Source organism: Gulosibacter sp. GYB002, assembly GCF_036577665.1.
GTDB classification, from domain to species: domain Bacteria; phylum Actinomycetota; class Actinomycetes; order Actinomycetales; family Microbacteriaceae; genus Gulosibacter; species Gulosibacter hominis.
Genome location: NZ_JARBDD010000002.1, coordinates 1 through 16,111, shown reverse-complemented (window position 1 = coordinate 16,111; position 16,111 = coordinate 1). Strand labels below are relative to the sequence as shown.

General features: G+C 60.4%; 12 protein-coding genes. 6 read left to right on the top strand and 6 right to left on the bottom strand.

Annotated elements, in window-relative coordinates; translation table 11 throughout:
* Window positions 1-117 precede the first annotated feature (117 nt).
* Entirely contained in the window at window positions 118-2,202 is a 2,085-nt protein-coding gene (locus PV375_RS01300) for an acyltransferase family protein (protein WP_332105941.1), read from the top strand.
* Here PV375_RS01300 and PV375_RS01295 read toward each other — a convergent pair.
* The 5 genes from PV375_RS01295 to PV375_RS01275 form a co-directional block, all read right to left on the bottom strand.
* Window positions 2,199-3,386 (bottom strand): hypothetical protein, encoded by a 1,188-nt coding sequence (locus PV375_RS01295; protein ID WP_332105819.1) that lies wholly within the window; start codon window positions 3,384-3,386, stop codon window positions 2,199-2,201. The genes PV375_RS01300 and PV375_RS01295 overlap by 4 nt on opposite strands.
* Before the next feature lie 137 nt (window positions 3,387-3,523).
* Window positions 3,524-4,492, bottom strand: coding sequence for a UDP-glucose 4-epimerase GalE (gene galE, locus PV375_RS01290; protein ID WP_332105818.1), 969 nt, complete (start codon window positions 4,490-4,492; stop codon window positions 3,524-3,526).
* Window positions 4,493-4,564: 72 nt separating this feature from the next.
* On the bottom strand, window positions 4,565-4,993 hold the full coding sequence (locus PV375_RS01285) for a DUF2304 domain-containing protein (RefSeq protein ID WP_332105817.1): 429 nt from the start codon (window positions 4,991-4,993) through the stop codon (window positions 4,565-4,567).
* A gap of 29 nt (window positions 4,994-5,022) precedes the next feature.
* Complete coding sequence (locus PV375_RS01280) at window positions 5,023-5,754, bottom strand: glycosyltransferase family 2 protein (RefSeq protein WP_332105816.1); 732 nt, start codon at window positions 5,752-5,754, stop codon at window positions 5,023-5,025.
* A 3-nt stretch (window positions 5,755-5,757) separates the two neighbouring features.
* Entirely contained in the window at window positions 5,758-6,582 is an 825-nt protein-coding gene (locus PV375_RS01275; RefSeq protein WP_332105815.1) for a glycosyltransferase, read from the bottom strand.
* Between the two features lie 99 nt (window positions 6,583-6,681).
* Between PV375_RS01275 and PV375_RS01270 the strand changes: the two genes are divergently transcribed.
* Window positions 6,682-8,442 carry a DUF2142 domain-containing protein gene (locus PV375_RS01270; RefSeq protein WP_332105814.1) on the top strand — a complete coding sequence of 587 codons (1,761 nt, stop codon included), beginning with the start codon at window positions 6,682-6,684 and terminating at the stop codon, window positions 8,440-8,442.
* Between the two features lie 57 nt (window positions 8,443-8,499).
* Window positions 8,500-10,629 carry an acyltransferase family protein gene (locus tag PV375_RS01265; RefSeq protein WP_332105813.1) on the top strand — a complete coding sequence of 710 codons (2,130 nt, stop codon included), beginning with the start codon at window positions 8,500-8,502 and terminating at the stop codon, window positions 10,627-10,629.
* A 9-nt stretch (window positions 10,630-10,638) separates the two neighbouring features.
* Here the strand turns inward: PV375_RS01265 and PV375_RS01260 are convergent, their stop codons facing one another.
* Window positions 10,639-12,825, bottom strand: coding sequence for a glycosyltransferase (locus tag PV375_RS01260; protein ID WP_332105812.1), 2,187 nt, complete (start codon window positions 12,823-12,825; stop codon window positions 10,639-10,641).
* Window positions 12,826-12,969: 144 nt separating this feature from the next.
* On the opposite strand from PV375_RS01260, the gene rfbB reads away from it, so the two are divergent.
* From rfbB to PV375_RS01245, 3 genes are read left to right on the top strand one after another with little or no spacing between them, the layout of a single operon-like run.
* Window positions 12,970-13,959: a dTDP-glucose 4,6-dehydratase gene (rfbB, locus tag PV375_RS01255; protein WP_332105811.1), complete on the top strand. Its 990-nt coding sequence runs from the start codon at window positions 12,970-12,972 to the stop codon at window positions 13,957-13,959.
* Entirely contained in the window at window positions 13,949-14,836 is an 888-nt protein-coding gene (gene rfbD / locus PV375_RS01250) for a dTDP-4-dehydrorhamnose reductase (RefSeq protein WP_332105810.1), read from the top strand. The genes rfbB and rfbD overlap by 11 nt, the downstream gene beginning before the upstream one ends.
* Before the next feature lie 6 nt (window positions 14,837-14,842).
* A complete protein-coding gene (locus PV375_RS01245; RefSeq protein ID WP_332105809.1) occupies window positions 14,843-15,985 on the top strand; it encodes a glycosyltransferase family 4 protein in 1,143 nt (380 codons plus the stop codon).
* Window positions 15,986-16,111 lie beyond the last annotated feature (126 nt).

Sequence of the window (16,111 nt, the reverse complement as noted above, 5' to 3'; positions counted from 1 at the left end):
CCTGGTGTCCCCATCACAAGTTGCGATATAGTGATCCGCACGTGTACCGGGGGCGCTTGACGCAATAACTTGCGCTCGATCTGAGCGGGTGACACTCCATACGCAAACAGGAGGTCTATCGTCATCGGCACACAAAAGAATCGCTCGGCGAAGCCCTCAGTTTCAAACCTGAGGACTGGCTTCGTACCTGAGATCCAGGGGCTCCGCACGATTGCGCTCTTGCTGGTCGCTACCTTCCACGTTTGGTTCTCCCGGGTCTCTGGCGGCGTGGACATCTTTTTGCTCATCTCGGCTTACCTGATGACTCGCTCGCTCACAGCCCGCGCCGAGGTCGGCAACCTGACTCGACCCGTTTCATTCCTAATTCGCAAATTCGCACGGTTGATGCCGCTCTCCTACGCCGTTGCATTGCTCACACTCGTCGCCGCTTTTTTGCTGACCAGAGTGACTGCCTGGCCCGAGCTGACCGGCGATGCAACCGCTGCCCTTTCCTACACAGAAAACTTCCGTCTACAGGCTCAGACAGCCGACTATTTTGCGGCAGACCGTTCTCTTGCCACCCCATATCAGCACTACTGGTCGCTCGCGATTCAGGGGCAAGTATTCGTGATCTGGGCCGTTGTGCACTTCCTCGTAGAACGAATCGCACGTGGCCTGAAGGCATCCATCCGGTGGATGCTACTTGTGATTTTCAGCCTGATTTTTGCTGGATCGCTGGCTTGGTCAGTCTGGTACACGGAAGCTGACCAGTCGCTGGCCTACTTTGACACCGCAGCCCGGCTATGGGAATTCGCTGCGGGTTCACTCCTCGCACTCGTCCAGCCTTGGATCAATCTGCCGCTGTGGCTTCGAAGTGTAATGGGTTGGATAGGTCTTCTTGGTGTGGTTTCTTGCGGCTTTCTGTTGCCGGTCGAGTCGACCTTTCCGGGTTACGCTGCTCTCTGGCCGGTAGTCTCGGCATCCCTCATCATTCTTTCGGCCGATGCCACGCCCACTCGTTTCGGACCCGACCGGTTCCTCGCGTCGAGGGTGCTTGAACGGATCAGCGGTTATACCTTTGCCCTCTACCTCGTGCACTGGCCGGTGCTGGTCTACACCCTGCGAATCAACTCAACACCAGAGGCAGGAATCCGCCTTGGCACCCTGACACTGCTCATCTCCGCGGTTGTGAGCGTAGTTCTTGTACACATTGTTGAACGACCAACTGCAACCTGGTCAAAACGAGGCAAAACGGTGACGAACCGGAGGCGACCGAGAATACAACTGCGCAGCTTGGTGGTCGTTGTTGCTTCGGCGCTGATCGGAGCCACAGCAATAAGCGCAGCGGCTACCTACTCGACGCGAGCTGTAGCCGCTTACCACGCTGCGATCGAACAAGCAGATTACTCACGTTTGGGCGCAAATGCGCCAGGAAACGTGCCTGACTTGCCCGAATTCCTACCGGCAGGTACTGATTCGAATAACGACTGGGGAATTGTTTCTTCCAACTGCGTCGATATTGATGTAGGTCTCTGCACGGATTCAGGGTCCGGTTCGAGCGCTGCGGAACGGTCTATACTGCTCGTCGGCAACTCTCACATCGCCCAGCTCCACGCGCTTTTCGACCTCACCGCAGGGAACCAGGGTGACTGGCGTGTTCGCACACAAATTGCGACCGACTGCAACTACAGCCCATCTTTCATGCCCGACTATCCCGAGTGTAGCGAGCTGTGGCGGAATGCAGAGGACTTCATCGTCTCCGAACAACCAGACATGGTCGTGATCTTGGGAACGAAGTCTTCTACTGATGGGGAGACTCTCTTAGACCTTATGCCTGGTTGGGTCGAGTGGATCAAGGAAGTTTCACCTGAGACCGTTGTTGTAGTCGTCCGCGACAATCCTCGGTTCGAAACCTCACCGCTTTCGTGCGCCGCACGATACGGCTGGGACGATCCAGCTTGCCAGTTCGACTACACATATTCTGAAGATGAAGAGCTTCAGCAAACCTTCGAGTTGTCCGGCGCCTTATGGGTGGATCTCAATCCCGATATTTGCCCAGACAACGTCTGCCCGCCCGCGCTTGGTGGTGTGGTGACCTACCTCGACGACAACCATCTAACAAAAACCTTCGTCTACACACTGGCCGGCGAGTTCGCCGACCAAATATCCCCCAGAGTGCCCTGGTGGCCGGTAAACCCATATGGCGACAGCCCCGACAATTAGTTGCCAGTGGAAACTCTTCTGGCTGTCCGCATCCCAACAGCACCATGCCAGATCGCACCGAGTGCCGGCCCAACCAGCAGCGCGATCGTTGTGGCCTGCACCAGACCCTGAACTAAGACGAGTGTGATGATCACCGTCGCGATAGCGATCCACCAGCCCAAGAGGTAATGGTTGTGGTGCCCCATCGCGAGTGTCGCTGCTCCAGTCACGAACAGAGTTCCGGTGAACGAGCTTGCGATGGTTAAGAGAGCCAGCAGCTCGCCCGAAATTGCAAACCCATCGCCCATCAGCGAAAACAGGCACGGCCCCACCAGCCAGGCTGCGCCCCCGCCCACAAAGCCAATCGTGATTATTGTGGCAACAGGAACAAATAACGCTCGCCGGCCGCGCGACTTACGTTTAACAAAATAAACAACAATTGCATTCTGAAACGCCTGCAACGGCACCAGAATAGGGGCTCGAGTGAGAAGCACCGCGAGCAAGAGATTTGAGCTCAACAGCGAGCTAGCGTCAGGATGTGTAAGCCGCACCAATACCGGGAAACCGACCACGAGTACTGTAGCTGCGGATGCCGCAGCCATTGCTTGCAATGTATGACGCACGAACTCGCGCGGGCTCACATCAGCAACAAGTGCCAGCGGCGCACGGACTCGAGGTAGTAGCAGCAAAAGTGGCGTGGTTACGATGCCCGCAACTGTCACGAAATAAAAAGCCACTGTGCCACCGCCAACTATGTAGGCAACACATCCCGCCACCAGCCGCAGCAGAGCTTCACCCCCAACTATGAGGGCATAACTATTCCACTGTTCCCTGCCACTGAGCAGGCCGCCCACCGCCGATTGCAGAGCAAAACCACAGACCGACACAGTCAACAGAACCGTGACAATTGCCGAGTGGCCCGCCGGAAACATGGCGGCCGCCCACAATGGCGAAGTAGCACCAACCAGTAGCGCCCACCCCGCTGCGAACCATCCAGCAACTCGAATCGGTTTGGCACGATTAGGTGTATCTGCTGCATCAGAGCGAACGGTAACTGACCCTCCACCAGACTGACCCGCGCCATTCATCGGCGAAGTCATGACAGAGCTGACGTCAGCGGCGCCGACACTGCGTGTGGTTTCATGCATCAAACCCTGAACAATGCCCGAAAGCGTGAAAAACGCCGCCCAAAACACATTGAACACATCGAAGTTCTGCGCGCCCAGCGTCAGTGTTGCAAGCAGGATGACGACATAACCAGCGACGCCAGCAAAGACGGTCGCAATCGCGAGGTTTCGAATAGTAGCTCTTCCCTCATTCGGGGCGCGGTGGCGCCAGGTGGCTAGTGCGTGGCGAGCCAAGAATCCCAGGCTGATTCAACCATGTCGGTGACTTCCAACCGTGATTTCCAACCGAGCTCAGCCTCGATGCGAGAAACATCTGCCACCACCGCCACCGGGTCACCGTCCCTGCGGGGCGCAATTTCGGGCACAAGGTCACGACCAGCAGCCTTCCCGATCGCGTCGATAACCTCGAGCACCGATGCCCCGCGACCTGTCCCGACATTGTAAACATCCGATGCGGGCTGGCCGGATCGCAACTGATCGAGTGCAACCAGATGTGCCTCAGCCAAATCGATCACGTGAACGAAGTCGCGGATACAAGTACCGTCCCTACTCGGATAGTCGTTTCCGAAAACGCGGGGTGCGCGTCCGGCCAATACCCGCTCGATCACCATCGGGATCAAGTTCAATGCGTGCCGTTCACTGAGCAACGGCGTTGCGGCCCCGGCCACATTGAAATAGCGCAGACCAACCGCCTGCAGCCATCCAGCAGCCCGTGCATCTTTGAGTAGCTGCTCCCCAATTAGTTTCGTTTGACCGTAAGGGTTGATGGGATGAGTTGCGGTGTCTTCTTTCACCGGATTTGTCGTCGGCTCACCGTATACAGCGGCCGAGGAAGAGAACACCATAGTGTCGACCGCAGCCGCCTCCATAGCAAGCATCAGGTTGGCCATTCCGCCAACATTGTCGCGATAGTACCGAGCCGGTTCAGCGACCGATTCCGCAACCTGTTTACGTCCAGCGAAATGAATTACCGAATCAACAGCATGGTCACGCATGAACTGCTCGAGCTTTGGAGTAGCGCTTGTATCCGCCAAATTAATCTGAAGCAGCGGCAAGTCATTTATTCGCTCAACCACTCCAGTGACCAGGTCATCCACGATGACTAGATCTTCGCCTCGCTGACGGAGGAGGTCAACGACATGCGACCCAATATATCCAGCTCCGCCCGTGACAAGAACCGACACTACAACTCCTTCGAGGTTTACGGTGTTTGTTGATGCAGAGCGCCATCATCGTGCGCAAGCATCTGAGCTGACCTAGTGGCTGTCCGACCCTCCTTCGGGCGGGGTGAAAATCGTCTCTTGCCCGCTCACGATGGTGGCATCGGCGCGCAGCACACCGGTTTTTCGCAATTCAGCTTCTGTCAGTGCGACTTTTCTCGCCAACACTGTGAGTGTGCGGTCGGTCTTACGCGAATGAGCAGAGCTCGACACCACATAGGCGATGAAGACGACGATCAACAGATAGAGCACAAGATCGGTGCCACGCCCAACCCCAAACCAGTCAGCTACCACCTGCGTCAGGTTGGGGAACGCAACTGCAACAATCCCCAGCGTGATCGTCAACAACACCATCAGTCGACGGATCGCCTGACCGCGTGCGCCGCGCCCCGGCAAAATCAGGACGCATGCGGCGAGCACCAGCACCGCGATAAGAGCGATCTTGATAATGAGCTGTTGTTCCATGAGCTTGTTATCTCCGTGTCGCGGCCGATCTATTTAAACATCAGGTCGGCCAGAATATTGACCGAGTTCCAGAGCGACTGCCCTTTAGCGCGCGAGTAGTCGGTGTAAAGAATGTGCACAGGCTCTTCTGCGTATCGGAGTTTGTTGAGCCCGATTTCACTGACGATCTCGGATGCGTGCGCCATACGGTTCTGATTGATGGCAATCGATTCGGCAGCGTTCCGGTTCATCGCTCGCAGCCCGTTGTGCGCATCGGTAAGTTTTACGCTGGTAGTGAGCCGCTGGAACACGACAGCGAGTTTCAGCACGATACGTTTGAGCGCTCCGGGTTTCGTTCGACCGTCCAAGAAGCGCGAGCCAATCACAATGTCAAGCGGCTCTCGCGCCAAACGCACGATCATCCGCTGTGCATCTTCAACCCGGTGCTGCCCGTCCGAGTCAAAAGTCACGAAATACTTTGCACCAGGCTGCGCCAGTGCATAGTCAAGCCCGGTACGCAGTGCTGCGCCCTGCCCCATATTGATGGGATGTTCCACCAGGTCGACACCAGCCGCTACGGCTTCGGCAGCCGAGTCGTCTTGCGAGCCATCATTGACACAGACAATATTTGGAAACGTGCGCTTCGCTTCCGTCATGACCTCGCGGATGACTTGCCCCTCGTTATAGAGCGGAACCACCAACCACGATTGCTGGGCGAGCGTTTCCGACCACCCCTCAACAGCAGGGGCGGTGGAAGATTCGGTGGAATTAGTTGGAGACATTCATTAACCGTTGCATTCGATCTGGCGATGAGGGCGGTCAAACAAGACCGCATAGACACGTCGTACAAGAGGTTGCGGTAGCATTCGAAACCCCTGCCGCAGTATAAAGTTCACAACGGCTCGCGAGCGTGACACCATGCCGTAGCGCACCAAATTACGCTGCATCACCAGCTCTGCCCGAGCCATCTCGCGCCCGGTACGCCGCTTAAACATCCCGTCGTCAGCCTGAAACAAAACCACTGGTTCATCGACCGCGACAAGCCGGTAGCCCGCCGAGATGAGGCGCACCCACAAATCGTAATCCTCCATGAGATGGACTTTGTGCACTCCACCAACTTCTACAACTGCGTCACGGTCGCAGATTGCAGTCGGGTTATTGATGGGACTATTTCGCCGCGCGTAACGAGCAATCTCTTCCGGTTCGCTGGGCAATGTGCGGGATCGCACGATATCTTCCGGCGAGCGCTCAAACTCCAGCATCTGCCCACCCACCGCGGCATACTCACCGGTTGCAACAAGCGGCCATTGCTTTTCAAATCGGTCGGGCAGCGAAACATCATCTGCGTCCTGTCGAGCAACCCAGCGATTACGCGCTATGTCAAAGCCTGCCTGCATCCCCACCGCTGTGCCTTGATTCTCGGCGAGCCTCACTACCGTAAGATCACTTGCGGCTTTTGACCGTAGGTAACTGTCAATATCTGGGTCGATCGGACCGTCGCAGACAATCACGATCTCGTCGGCAGGCCACGTCTGTGTGCGCAGGCTCTCCACTGCGCGGTGAAACTGCTCGGGCCGCACCTTGTGGTAGATCGGCATCACAACAGACATAGGGAGCATACTGCAAGCATAGGTGATTCAAGCGGGCGGCTAAGCTCAGAATGAGGCACACCTAAGGAACCTCATGGGTAGCCAGCGAGAGACAAACCGATGCAACACGCCGTCAGTACAGATTCAGATAAGCAGCTTGGTATTCGTGACCGTGTGAACCACGCCATCGAGCGCTCATTGCGTGGCACACGATTCCTACCGGCAAAAGTTGGTGTGCTCTCGTTTATCGCTTTGCTCATGCTCACTGCCATGTGGTCCCTAACAACGCCAGTCGCCGGGTCTCCCGACGAACCTCATCATGCAGTAAAGGCAGCTGGTGTGGTTCGGGGACAGGGTTACGGCATCTCGCACGACGATGCGCCTATCGAAAAACGCTCAAGTGAGGTGCCGGACGCCGAAGGCAAGCTATTCGCACCACCAAACTTTCGATATTTCGAAGTACCCGAGCTGTACGCACTACTGAACAAACATGCGGCCTGTTTTGCTTTCAAGGCTGATCAAACTCCGACATGCGAGGTGCAGACAGCTCCGCTCACTCCTGACAAGTCAGACATAGTGGTGTCTCGAGCTTCTCTCTACGACCCAACCTTCTACGCCCTAGTAGGCTGGCCGAGCCTGTTACATGAGGGATATGCAGGTTTCTACGGCATGCGGTTGGCAAACGCATTGCTTACGTCAGCTTGTTTCGCGCTTGGGTTCGCGGCTGTCTCTAGACTCCGCAGCGCGACGTTACTTATTGCAGGGTTCGCACTCATCGCAACGCCCTCAGCGGTGTTCCTTGGTGGAACTGTTAACCCAAACGGCTTGGAGATTGCGCTCACCGCCACTTTCGCCGCGGCCCTCCTTAGCGCGGTCGAGAATCGGCACGAACGTCGTCAGCTTTGGTGGTTGATGTCTGTAGTTGCTCTGATGGGAGTACTCCAACCCCATATTCGATCTCTCGGCTTTATTTGGCTCGGGGTTGCAGTTGTCGCTGTCGCGTTACTCGTCACTCCGCGGGTGTTCTTCGATCTGTTACGAAAACCGGCAACTATTTTTGCAGCCACGCTCACGCTGGTGAGCATACTTTTAGCACTTTGGCAACTCACCTCTACGAGTGTGCTCACCGCAACGGTTCCCATGCATGATCCGGGCGCGACCTTCCTCGAAGGATTCCGTCTCATGCTTGAGCGCATTGGCCACCAAACGTATTCGATGGTAGCTCTCTTCGGCTGGATTGATACCCCTGGACCGGAATACATCGTGTTTTTGTACACCGGACTTGTCTTTGTCCTCGTAGTAGGGGCGATCGCACTTTCGAGGGCTTGGCAGACGTCTGCCACCTGGTTTGCCATTGCCGCTTACGTGTTCCTTCCCGCGGTCATTCAGGGGGTCTCGATGGCAAACTCTGGCTTCATTTGGCAAGGGCGATACTCAATGGCGCTTTTCTCGACCCTCATTCTGCTCGCAGCCGCGGTGGTGCAGCCATATTTTGCCCGCTTCACTAGCGAAACCGCGGGGCGCCTGGAAATAGTGTTCGCGCTCAGTGTCGGAGCCATCCATCTTGTTTCGTTCTACACTGCATTGCGCCGCTACGCAGTCGGCACCGGTGGGCGACATGGCGAGTTCCTCTCAAATCCAGCCTGGTTGCCCCCGTACTTGCCGTTTTCTGCGCCGGGTTGGGTCGTGCTGCTGGCAATCGTTAGTCTGTTCTATGCCCTATGCCTGTTACTAATGATGCGGGTTCTCGGGCCGACACGAAAACGGGCGATAAGCGGTTCATCGGCTGATACTTCAGAATCATCACTGGCTGAGACTCATGCTTCTCCTCCCGTCTCGCAAGCGAACCGAGCGCAGCGCCCGCTACCTCCTGAGCGATGACCGCTACCATTGGTGCGCCCACCGAACCACACCCACCACGAACCCGAGGGAGAGTGAATGAGCCCAGCCGTCCGCGCACAGCGGCCCACTCCTACCCCGAGCACCAGCTACCTCCCCGAGGTACAGGGACTGCGAACCGTTGCGGTTGTGCTGGTCGCGATCTTTCACATCTGGATCGGCCGGGTCTCGGGCGGCGTCGATGCTTTTCTCCTCATCTCGGCCTACCTGCTCACCCGCTCACTCACCGCGAGCGCAATCGCAGGTAACTCACCCAAGCCGCTCCAATTCATCCTGCGTAAATTTGCTCGCCTGCTGCCGCTCGCCGCCGCAACCATCCTGCTGACGCTCGTGGCGGGCTGGCTCATCATGCCCGCATCCCAGCACGCCACCCTCACCGGGGATGCGCTCGCCTCGCTCGGCTATTTCGAAAACATCCGCCTGCGGCAACTTCAAGCCGACTATTACGCACACGATCTCGGTGGTGCGAGCCTGTTCCAGCACTTCTGGTCGCTCTCGATCCAGGGGCAGGTGTTTATCATCTGGCCGCTGCTGCACCTGGTCGGTTTCGCGATCGCGCACCGAAGAGGCCGCCCGCTGCCACGGGTGCTGGGCCTGATCTTCGGGATCGTTTTTATTGCTTCGTTCGCCTGGTCGGTGTGGCACACCATCGACAACCAGCCGCACGCCTACTTCGACACTTTCGCGCGGATGTGGGAATTTGCGCTCGGTTCGCTGGTGGCGCTAGTCGCCAATCGCCTGCAGCTCAGCGCCGGGATGCGCAACCTCATGTCGTGGCTGGGGCTACTCGGCGTGGTGCTGTGCGGCATCGTACTGCCGGTTGAATCCAGCTTCCCCGGGTTTGCTGCACTGTGGCCAACCCTCTCGGCCATGCTCATCATCGTGGCCGCCGAAGCCAGAAACGACGAACCACCCGCACGTTTCAGCGCCGAACGGCTTCTTGCCACCGGGCCGCTGCGCTGGCTCGGGCAATACACCTACGCGCTCTACCTCGTGCACTGGCCGCTGTTGCTGCTCGCCGTGCAACTCACCAAAAACACCGAACCCAATTTCATGTTCGGCACCGGGGTGCTCGCAGTCGCGTTCGGTTTCAGTTTTGTGCTGACCGAACTCATCGAAAAACCCGTCTCACGGGTAGGCAAGCCGAGCACGCCCGCCCGCCACCTGGTCGTCGTCGCCATTGCCGCGATCGTGGTCGCCGCACCGGCACTCGTCCACATCCAGCAGCGGCTCGCCAATAACGCCAGCTCGCAGGCGCAGCTCGAAAACGAATTCGCCACCGCAACCGGCACCCCCACTCCGGCCGAAACCGAGGATGCGTACGACGGCCCCGATTTCACGCCGCTGGATGTGCAAGTGGGCGCGCAAAACCCAGATGCTCCCGCCAATCCGTCACCGGTACCCGACGACCCGGATGCGGCACAAACCTACGCCGGTGAAGGCACCGACTGCGCTGACCACGCACCCAACCCCGGCGACGACGCCATTTGCTGGGAGCTCACCTCCGAAAACTCGAAGGCACCCACCGTGTTCTTCGTGGGTAATTCACACACCCAGCAGCTCGCCCCGGTCGGCTATCAAACCGCCGCGATCACCGGCTACCTCAACGTGCGACTCCAGGCCGGCCCAAGCTGCACGTTCACTTGGCAGCCTGGCCTACAAGCGGCCGATGTGTGCGACCGAGTTTGGTTGGATGCATCCGACTACATCGCCGACAAGCATCCCGAACTCGTCGTGGTGTTCGGCACAAAATCAGCACCCGACGGCACCGAAGAAACCTGGGAGCACTTCCCCACCTGGCTGAAACAGATGCGCAAGGCATCGCCCGATACGAAATTTGTGGTGGTGCGCGACAACCCCCGGTTTGAGGTGTCACCGTACGAGTGCGCGCTCGTCAACGGGTTTGATTCACCCGACTGTCAGCATCCCGCAAACAAACCGGTGAGCAAGACCTACATCAAACAGATCGAGGATGCCGGCGCGCTCTGGGTTGATTTCACCGACTACTACTGCCCCGACGGCAACTGCCGTCCCGAAGTCGGAGGTGTCGTCACCTGGTTCGACGCGGGCCACATCACCACTGCGTTCTCGCGCACACTCACCCAGCGGTTCGCCGACGAAATCCACGACCACGTGCCGTGGTGGCCCGACCAGGTATTTGCTGAGTAAATCCGCAACCTAGCGCCACTGTGCCGCCCGCGAATACGCATCAACGTGGATGCGTGCGCAACGTTCCCAGGTGAACTCGGCCGCGCGCGCCAATCCCGCCGCACGCAACCCGGCAGCCGAGTCAGCATCCGTCAGGATCTTTTCGAGCGCATCCGCGAGCGCCTCAGGCTCTGGTTCGGCATACACAACCGCATCCCCGCCAACCTCGGGCAGCGCCGTGCGTTTTGTTGTCACCACCGCAGCCCCGGCCGACATTGCCTCAAGCACCGGGAGCCCAAAGCCCTCCGCATTTGACGGATAACAGAACGCGCTCGCGCCACCAAGAAACGACCGCAGTTCATCCAGTGGCAAATACCCGAGCTCACGCACCCCCGAATCGGCGCCCGCCGCATCCAGCAGCTCGATCGCCTCGGCATCCCAACCGCGCTGCCCCGAAATCAACAGCAGCGGAGCATCCGCCCCCAGGCGCTGTTTCAGGATGTGGTGCGCGCGAATCAACTGCGCCACCTGTTTACGCGGCTCAATCGTGCCGAGGAACGCAATATAGGGACGAGCACCAAGTTCGTACTTATCGCGGAAAGCCGCGACCTCGGCCGCGGTCGGTTCGTGAAAAACATCCCGATCAACACCGTGCAGCGCCACCGTCATCGCCCGCCGCGGCCGGCCCGCATACCGCTCAATTTCACGCGCCGTCGCCGCAGATGGCGCTACCAACCACACATCCGCCCGCACCGCCGCGCGAATCCAGCTGCTAAAAAAGCGCCGCTTGACGGCCGTATGCGCCTCGGGATCAGAAAAAAACGTGGCATCGTGCAACGTCACCACCCGCCGCAGCGGCGTACCCCGCGGGAACGAATAGTGCGGCGAATGAATCACCTCGGCGCGCACCTCTCCAGCCAAGCGCAACAAGCCCGTCTGCTCCCACGCAAACCGCGCCGACCGCCTGGCGGTGGCACGCGGCGCCACATGCAGCTCGGCGTTCGGCGCCAGTGCCGCGAAATGCTCACGATGCTCGGCACGACACACAAGCACCGGATGAAAACCAATCTCTTCGAACCCGGTGAGGAGGCCCTCAAGATAGCGCCCCACTCCCCCGAGCTGCGCCGGCACCGAAGTGAGATCAATCAGCGTGCGCGGCAGCACCGGCTCGCCCTCAACTGCGTCCTGTGGCAACGGTGACGGCGCATCCGCAACCGACTCGCGGCGCGCACCAACCGGCGCAAACACCCCCGCCAGCGCACCGCGCGCCCGCGCCCTGCCAAGCTCGCGCTCATCCCGCGGCCGGCGCGGATCGGCAGCCGTCAGCGCACCCTTCACCGCACCCGCGAGCGTGCGCCCGGTGGCCTCAATCCGCATCCGGGCCGGCCCATTACGCCGCGCATTCCAAGCCCGGTTGCGGGCATTCCACTCCACAAAACCGGGGCTCGTGGTGCCAGAGCTCCCCGCGTGCTGATGCACCGAAACCGCTTCCGGCACATAGGCAACCGACCAGCCGGCCGTGCGCATCCGCAGCGATAAATCGGTGTCTTCGTAATACATGAAATACCGCTCATCAAAACCGCCGAGCGCCCGCACCGCATCAGCCCGCAGCCCGCAAGCACCGCCATGAAACCCGAGCACACTGCGCGGAAACTCGGTGCCAACTGGCGCCAACCAACCACGGTCAAGACCATTACCCGACCGGGTGAGCTGATTCCCAGTCGAATTAATCAGCCGCTGCCCGTGCTCACCATCCCGGGTGCGACGCCAACGCGCGCCATCATGCCCAACAAACACCTCGGCAGCCGGCGTGTCTGATTCAGCCATAACGAACTCCCCCGCCAACTGCACCTGCGCGGTCGCCGCACCCAGCCGCTCATCATTCGCGAGCTCGCTCAGTAGCGCAGCCACGAAGCCCGGCTGATACACCGCATCCTGATTCAGCACCAGGTAGGCATCGGCCGGATACTCAGCCATCGCCCGGTTTGCGGCCGCGCCATACCCGAGATTGGTGCGCAACTCGAGCACTTCAGCCTCGGGGGCTTCGGCCCGGATGCGCGCAACCGTGTCGTCGGACGAGCCATTATCGGCCGCCACAACCTGCAAACGCATCCCCGCCGGCACATGCTGGTCGAGCAGCGACCGCACCGCCGCGACCGCCTCCGCCCCACCATTCCAAGTGACGACAATGGCCGTTGCTGTGACGATTCCGCTCATACCAAAAACGCTACCCTGCTCGGCTGGCAGACCGAGACTTTGCTGCGGCTCAGCGTTTGCCGCGCTAGCGAGGCTTCGCCCCGGTAGGCTAGAAGACAGTGTTTGCGCCCAAGCGGCGCAGTTGGGTAACCGAGAAGGAATGCAATGAAACTACTCGTCACCGGCGGTGCCGGCTTCATCGGCTCGAATTTCGTTCGTCGTGCGCTGAACGACCAGCTGCCCGGCATTGAAGGCGCCGAAATCATCGTGCTCGACGCCCTCACCTACTCGGGTGTGCGCGAAAACCTCGACCCGATCGCCGACTCGCCCCGCTACGAGTTCGTGCACGGCGACATTTGCGACGCCGAACTGCTCGACAAGCTCATGCCGCGCGTTGATGGCGTGGTGCACTTCGCCGCCGAATCGCACGTCGACCGCTCGGTGCGCGACTCGTCGATCTTCTTCGAAACCAACGTCATCGGCACCCAGCGCCTGCTCGACGCCGCCCTCAAACACGGCATCGACCGCTTCGTACACGTGTCGACCGACGAGGTGTACGGCTCGATCGAAGAAGGCGAATGGACCGAAGAATGGCCGCTCGAACCCAACTCGCCCTACGCCGCATCCAAGGCCGGCAGCGACCTCGTGGCCCGCAGCTACCACCGCACCCACGGCATGAACATTTCGATCACGCGCTGCTCGAACAACTACGGCCCCTACCACTTCCCCGAAAAACTCATCCCGCTGTTCGTCACCAACCTGCTCGACGACAAGCACGTGCCCCTCTACGGCACCGGCGAAAACGTGCGCGACTGGCTGCACGTTGACGACCACTGCCGCGGCATCGCACTCGTCTACACCAAGGGTCGTGCAGGCGAGGTGTACAACATCGGTGGCGGCACCCAGCTCACCAACGTTGAGATCACCAAGAAGATCCTCGAGCTCATGGGCAAAGACTGGTCGTACGTCGACCACGTCGAAGACCGCAAGGGCCACGACCTGCGCTACTGCGTCGACATCACCAAGATCCAAAACGAGCTCGGCTACGAACCCCAGGTGCCCTTCGAGCAGGGACTCGCCAACGTCGTGCAGTGGTACCGCGACCGCCGCGACTGGTGGGAGCCGCTGAAGGAGCGTGCCGCTCTTGAAGGCTAGCCAGCGCTATCTCATCACCGGCGCTGCGGGCATGCTGGGCCAAGACCTCCAGCGTGCCCTGCAGGGCCGCGACGTCACCGCACTGCGCCGCACCGACCTCGACATCACCGACGCGGATGCGGTGGTGGCGACGGTCGCCGGCTACGACGTGGTGATTAACGCCGCCGCGTACACCGCAGTCGACCAGGCCGAAACCGATGAATCGGCCGCCCACCTGCTCAACGCCACCGCCGTCGAGCATCTCGCCAAAGCGGCAGCTGCCACGGGCGCCAAATTCGTGCACTACTCCACCGACTACGTGTTCCAGGGCGACGCCACCGAACCGTACGACGAAGACGCACCTCGCGACCCGTTGAACGCCTACGGACGCACCAAAGCCGACGGTGAAATCGCGGCGCTGGCCGCGCATCCCGACGGCACCTACATCATCCGCACCGCCTGGCTATACGGAGCCGCCGGCGGCAATTTCGCCAAAACGATGGTCAAGCTCGCCGGCTCGCACCCCGAAATCACGGTGGTGGATGACCAGCGCGGCCAGCCAACCTACACACGCGACCTGGCGGAACAAACCGTTCGACTACTGGATGCAGATGCTCCCGTCGGCATCTACCACGGCACCTCCTCGGGTGAGTGCACCTGGTTTGATTTCGCGCGCGAAATTTTTCGGCTCACCGGCAACGACCCCGAACGAGTCAAACCAACCGACTCGAGCGCGTTCGTTCGCCCCGCCGCCCGCCCCGCCTACTCGGTGCTCGGACACCGGCGCTGGCACGAGGCCGGACTCGAACCCATCCGTGACTGGCGCGAAGCGATTGCCGCCGCAGCCGACGACGGCGTGCTCGTGGTCGACCCCACGCCGGTTGCCGAGGTGCGCTAGCCACCAATGGTCACGCTGAACTTTATTGTCGATCAGCTCACCGCGGAAGTGCCCGGCGGGATCGGTCGATACACCGAAAACCTGGCGCGCGAGGTGATTCGCCGCGCCCCGCACGATTGCGACGTGGCGGGCATCACCTCGTTCGTTTCGGATGAACAGCGCTCGGCACTGCTCGACCGGCTGCCAGGCCTCGAATCTGTGCGTATGTCACGCCTCAACCGCAGAATGCTTTCGCAGGCGTGGCGCCGTGGCGTGTTCACCAACTCGTTCGGCGGTGGCCTATTTCACTCACCCAGCCTGCTGGCGCCGCTACGTCCACTCGAAAGTGGCGACCCGGCGCAGGTGGTGGTGACCATCCACGACATAGTGCCGTGGACGCATCCCGAAACCCTCACCCCCAACGGGGTGCGGTGGCACAAAGCGATGCTCAAACGCGCCTGGCAGTACGCGGCCGCCGTGGTGACACCCACGCACGCCGTGGCCGAGCAGGTGGCCGAGCTGCACGACTTTGGCGACCGGCTGCGTGTGATTCCCGGTGCCGCATCGCCCGATATCCAGCTGCCGGATGAGGCAGCACAGCACGACATCGCCCAGCGCTTTCAGCTGCCCGAGACGTTCATTTTGGCGATCGGAACGCTCGAACCGCGCAAGGGTATCGATCGGCTGATTCAGGCGCTGGCGCAGCCGCGGCTGCAGGATGCTCAGCTCGTGCACGTCGGCCCCGAAGGCTGGGGCGAGGTGGATCTCAGCTCGCTCTGCGCGGCTGCCGGTGTCGACCGGTCGCGAGTGCGCAACCTCGGCTATGTGAGCGATGCCGAACTTGCTGTGGTGCTCGACCGCGCCACCGTTCTGTGCATGCCCTCGCTCGATGAGGGATTCGGGCTGCCGATTCTCGAGGCGTTTAAGGCTGGGACCCCGGTGGTGCACACCGATGTGCCGGCGCTTATGGAAGTGTCGCAGGGTGCATCCCTGCACATTGGTCTCGGTGACGAAGCGACCTTCGTGGAGCGGCTGTCGATCGCACTATCGAATGTGCTCGGCGACAGCGAACTGCGCGAAACCCTGACGCTTGCCGGACAAGACCGCCAGCCCATCTACTCGTGGGCGTACTCGGCCGACCTCGTCTGGCAGCTGCACGCCGACCTCTAGCTGTGGCGCGCGGCGGGCTCAGCGGGCGGCGGGCGGCGGGCGGCGGGCGGCGCTCGGCGCGCAGCGGGCGTCGCCCCGCGCACCCGTTCGCCTCGCACCCCCGTTTGCCTCGCATCCCCCTTTGCA

Bases quoted from the DNA above. Each gene is read 5' to 3' on its own strand.
- PV375_RS01285 (WP_332105817.1), bottom strand. From the start codon at position 4,993: ATGGAACAACAGCTCATTATCAAGATCGCTCTTATCGCGGTGCTGGTG.
- PV375_RS01280 (WP_332105816.1), bottom strand. From the start codon at position 5,754: ATGTCTCCAACTAATTCCACCGAATCTTCCACCGCCCCTGCTGTTGAG.
- PV375_RS01275 (WP_332105815.1), bottom strand. From the start codon at position 6,582: ATGTCTGTTGTGATGCCGATCTACCACAAGGTGCGGCCCGAGCAGTTT.
- PV375_RS01270 (WP_332105814.1), top strand. From the start codon at position 6,682: ATGCAACACGCCGTCAGTACAGATTCAGATAAGCAGCTTGGTATTCGT.
- PV375_RS01265 (WP_332105813.1), top strand. From the start codon at position 8,500: ATGAGCCCAGCCGTCCGCGCACAGCGGCCCACTCCTACCCCGAGCACC.
- PV375_RS01260 (WP_332105812.1), bottom strand. From the start codon at position 12,825: ATGAGCGGAATCGTCACAGCAACGGCCATTGTCGTCACTTGGAATGGT.
- rfbB (WP_332105811.1), top strand. From the start codon at position 12,970: ATGAAACTACTCGTCACCGGCGGTGCCGGCTTCATCGGCTCGAATTTC.
- PV375_RS01245 (WP_332105809.1), top strand. From the start codon at position 14,843: ATGGTCACGCTGAACTTTATTGTCGATCAGCTCACCGCGGAAGTGCCC.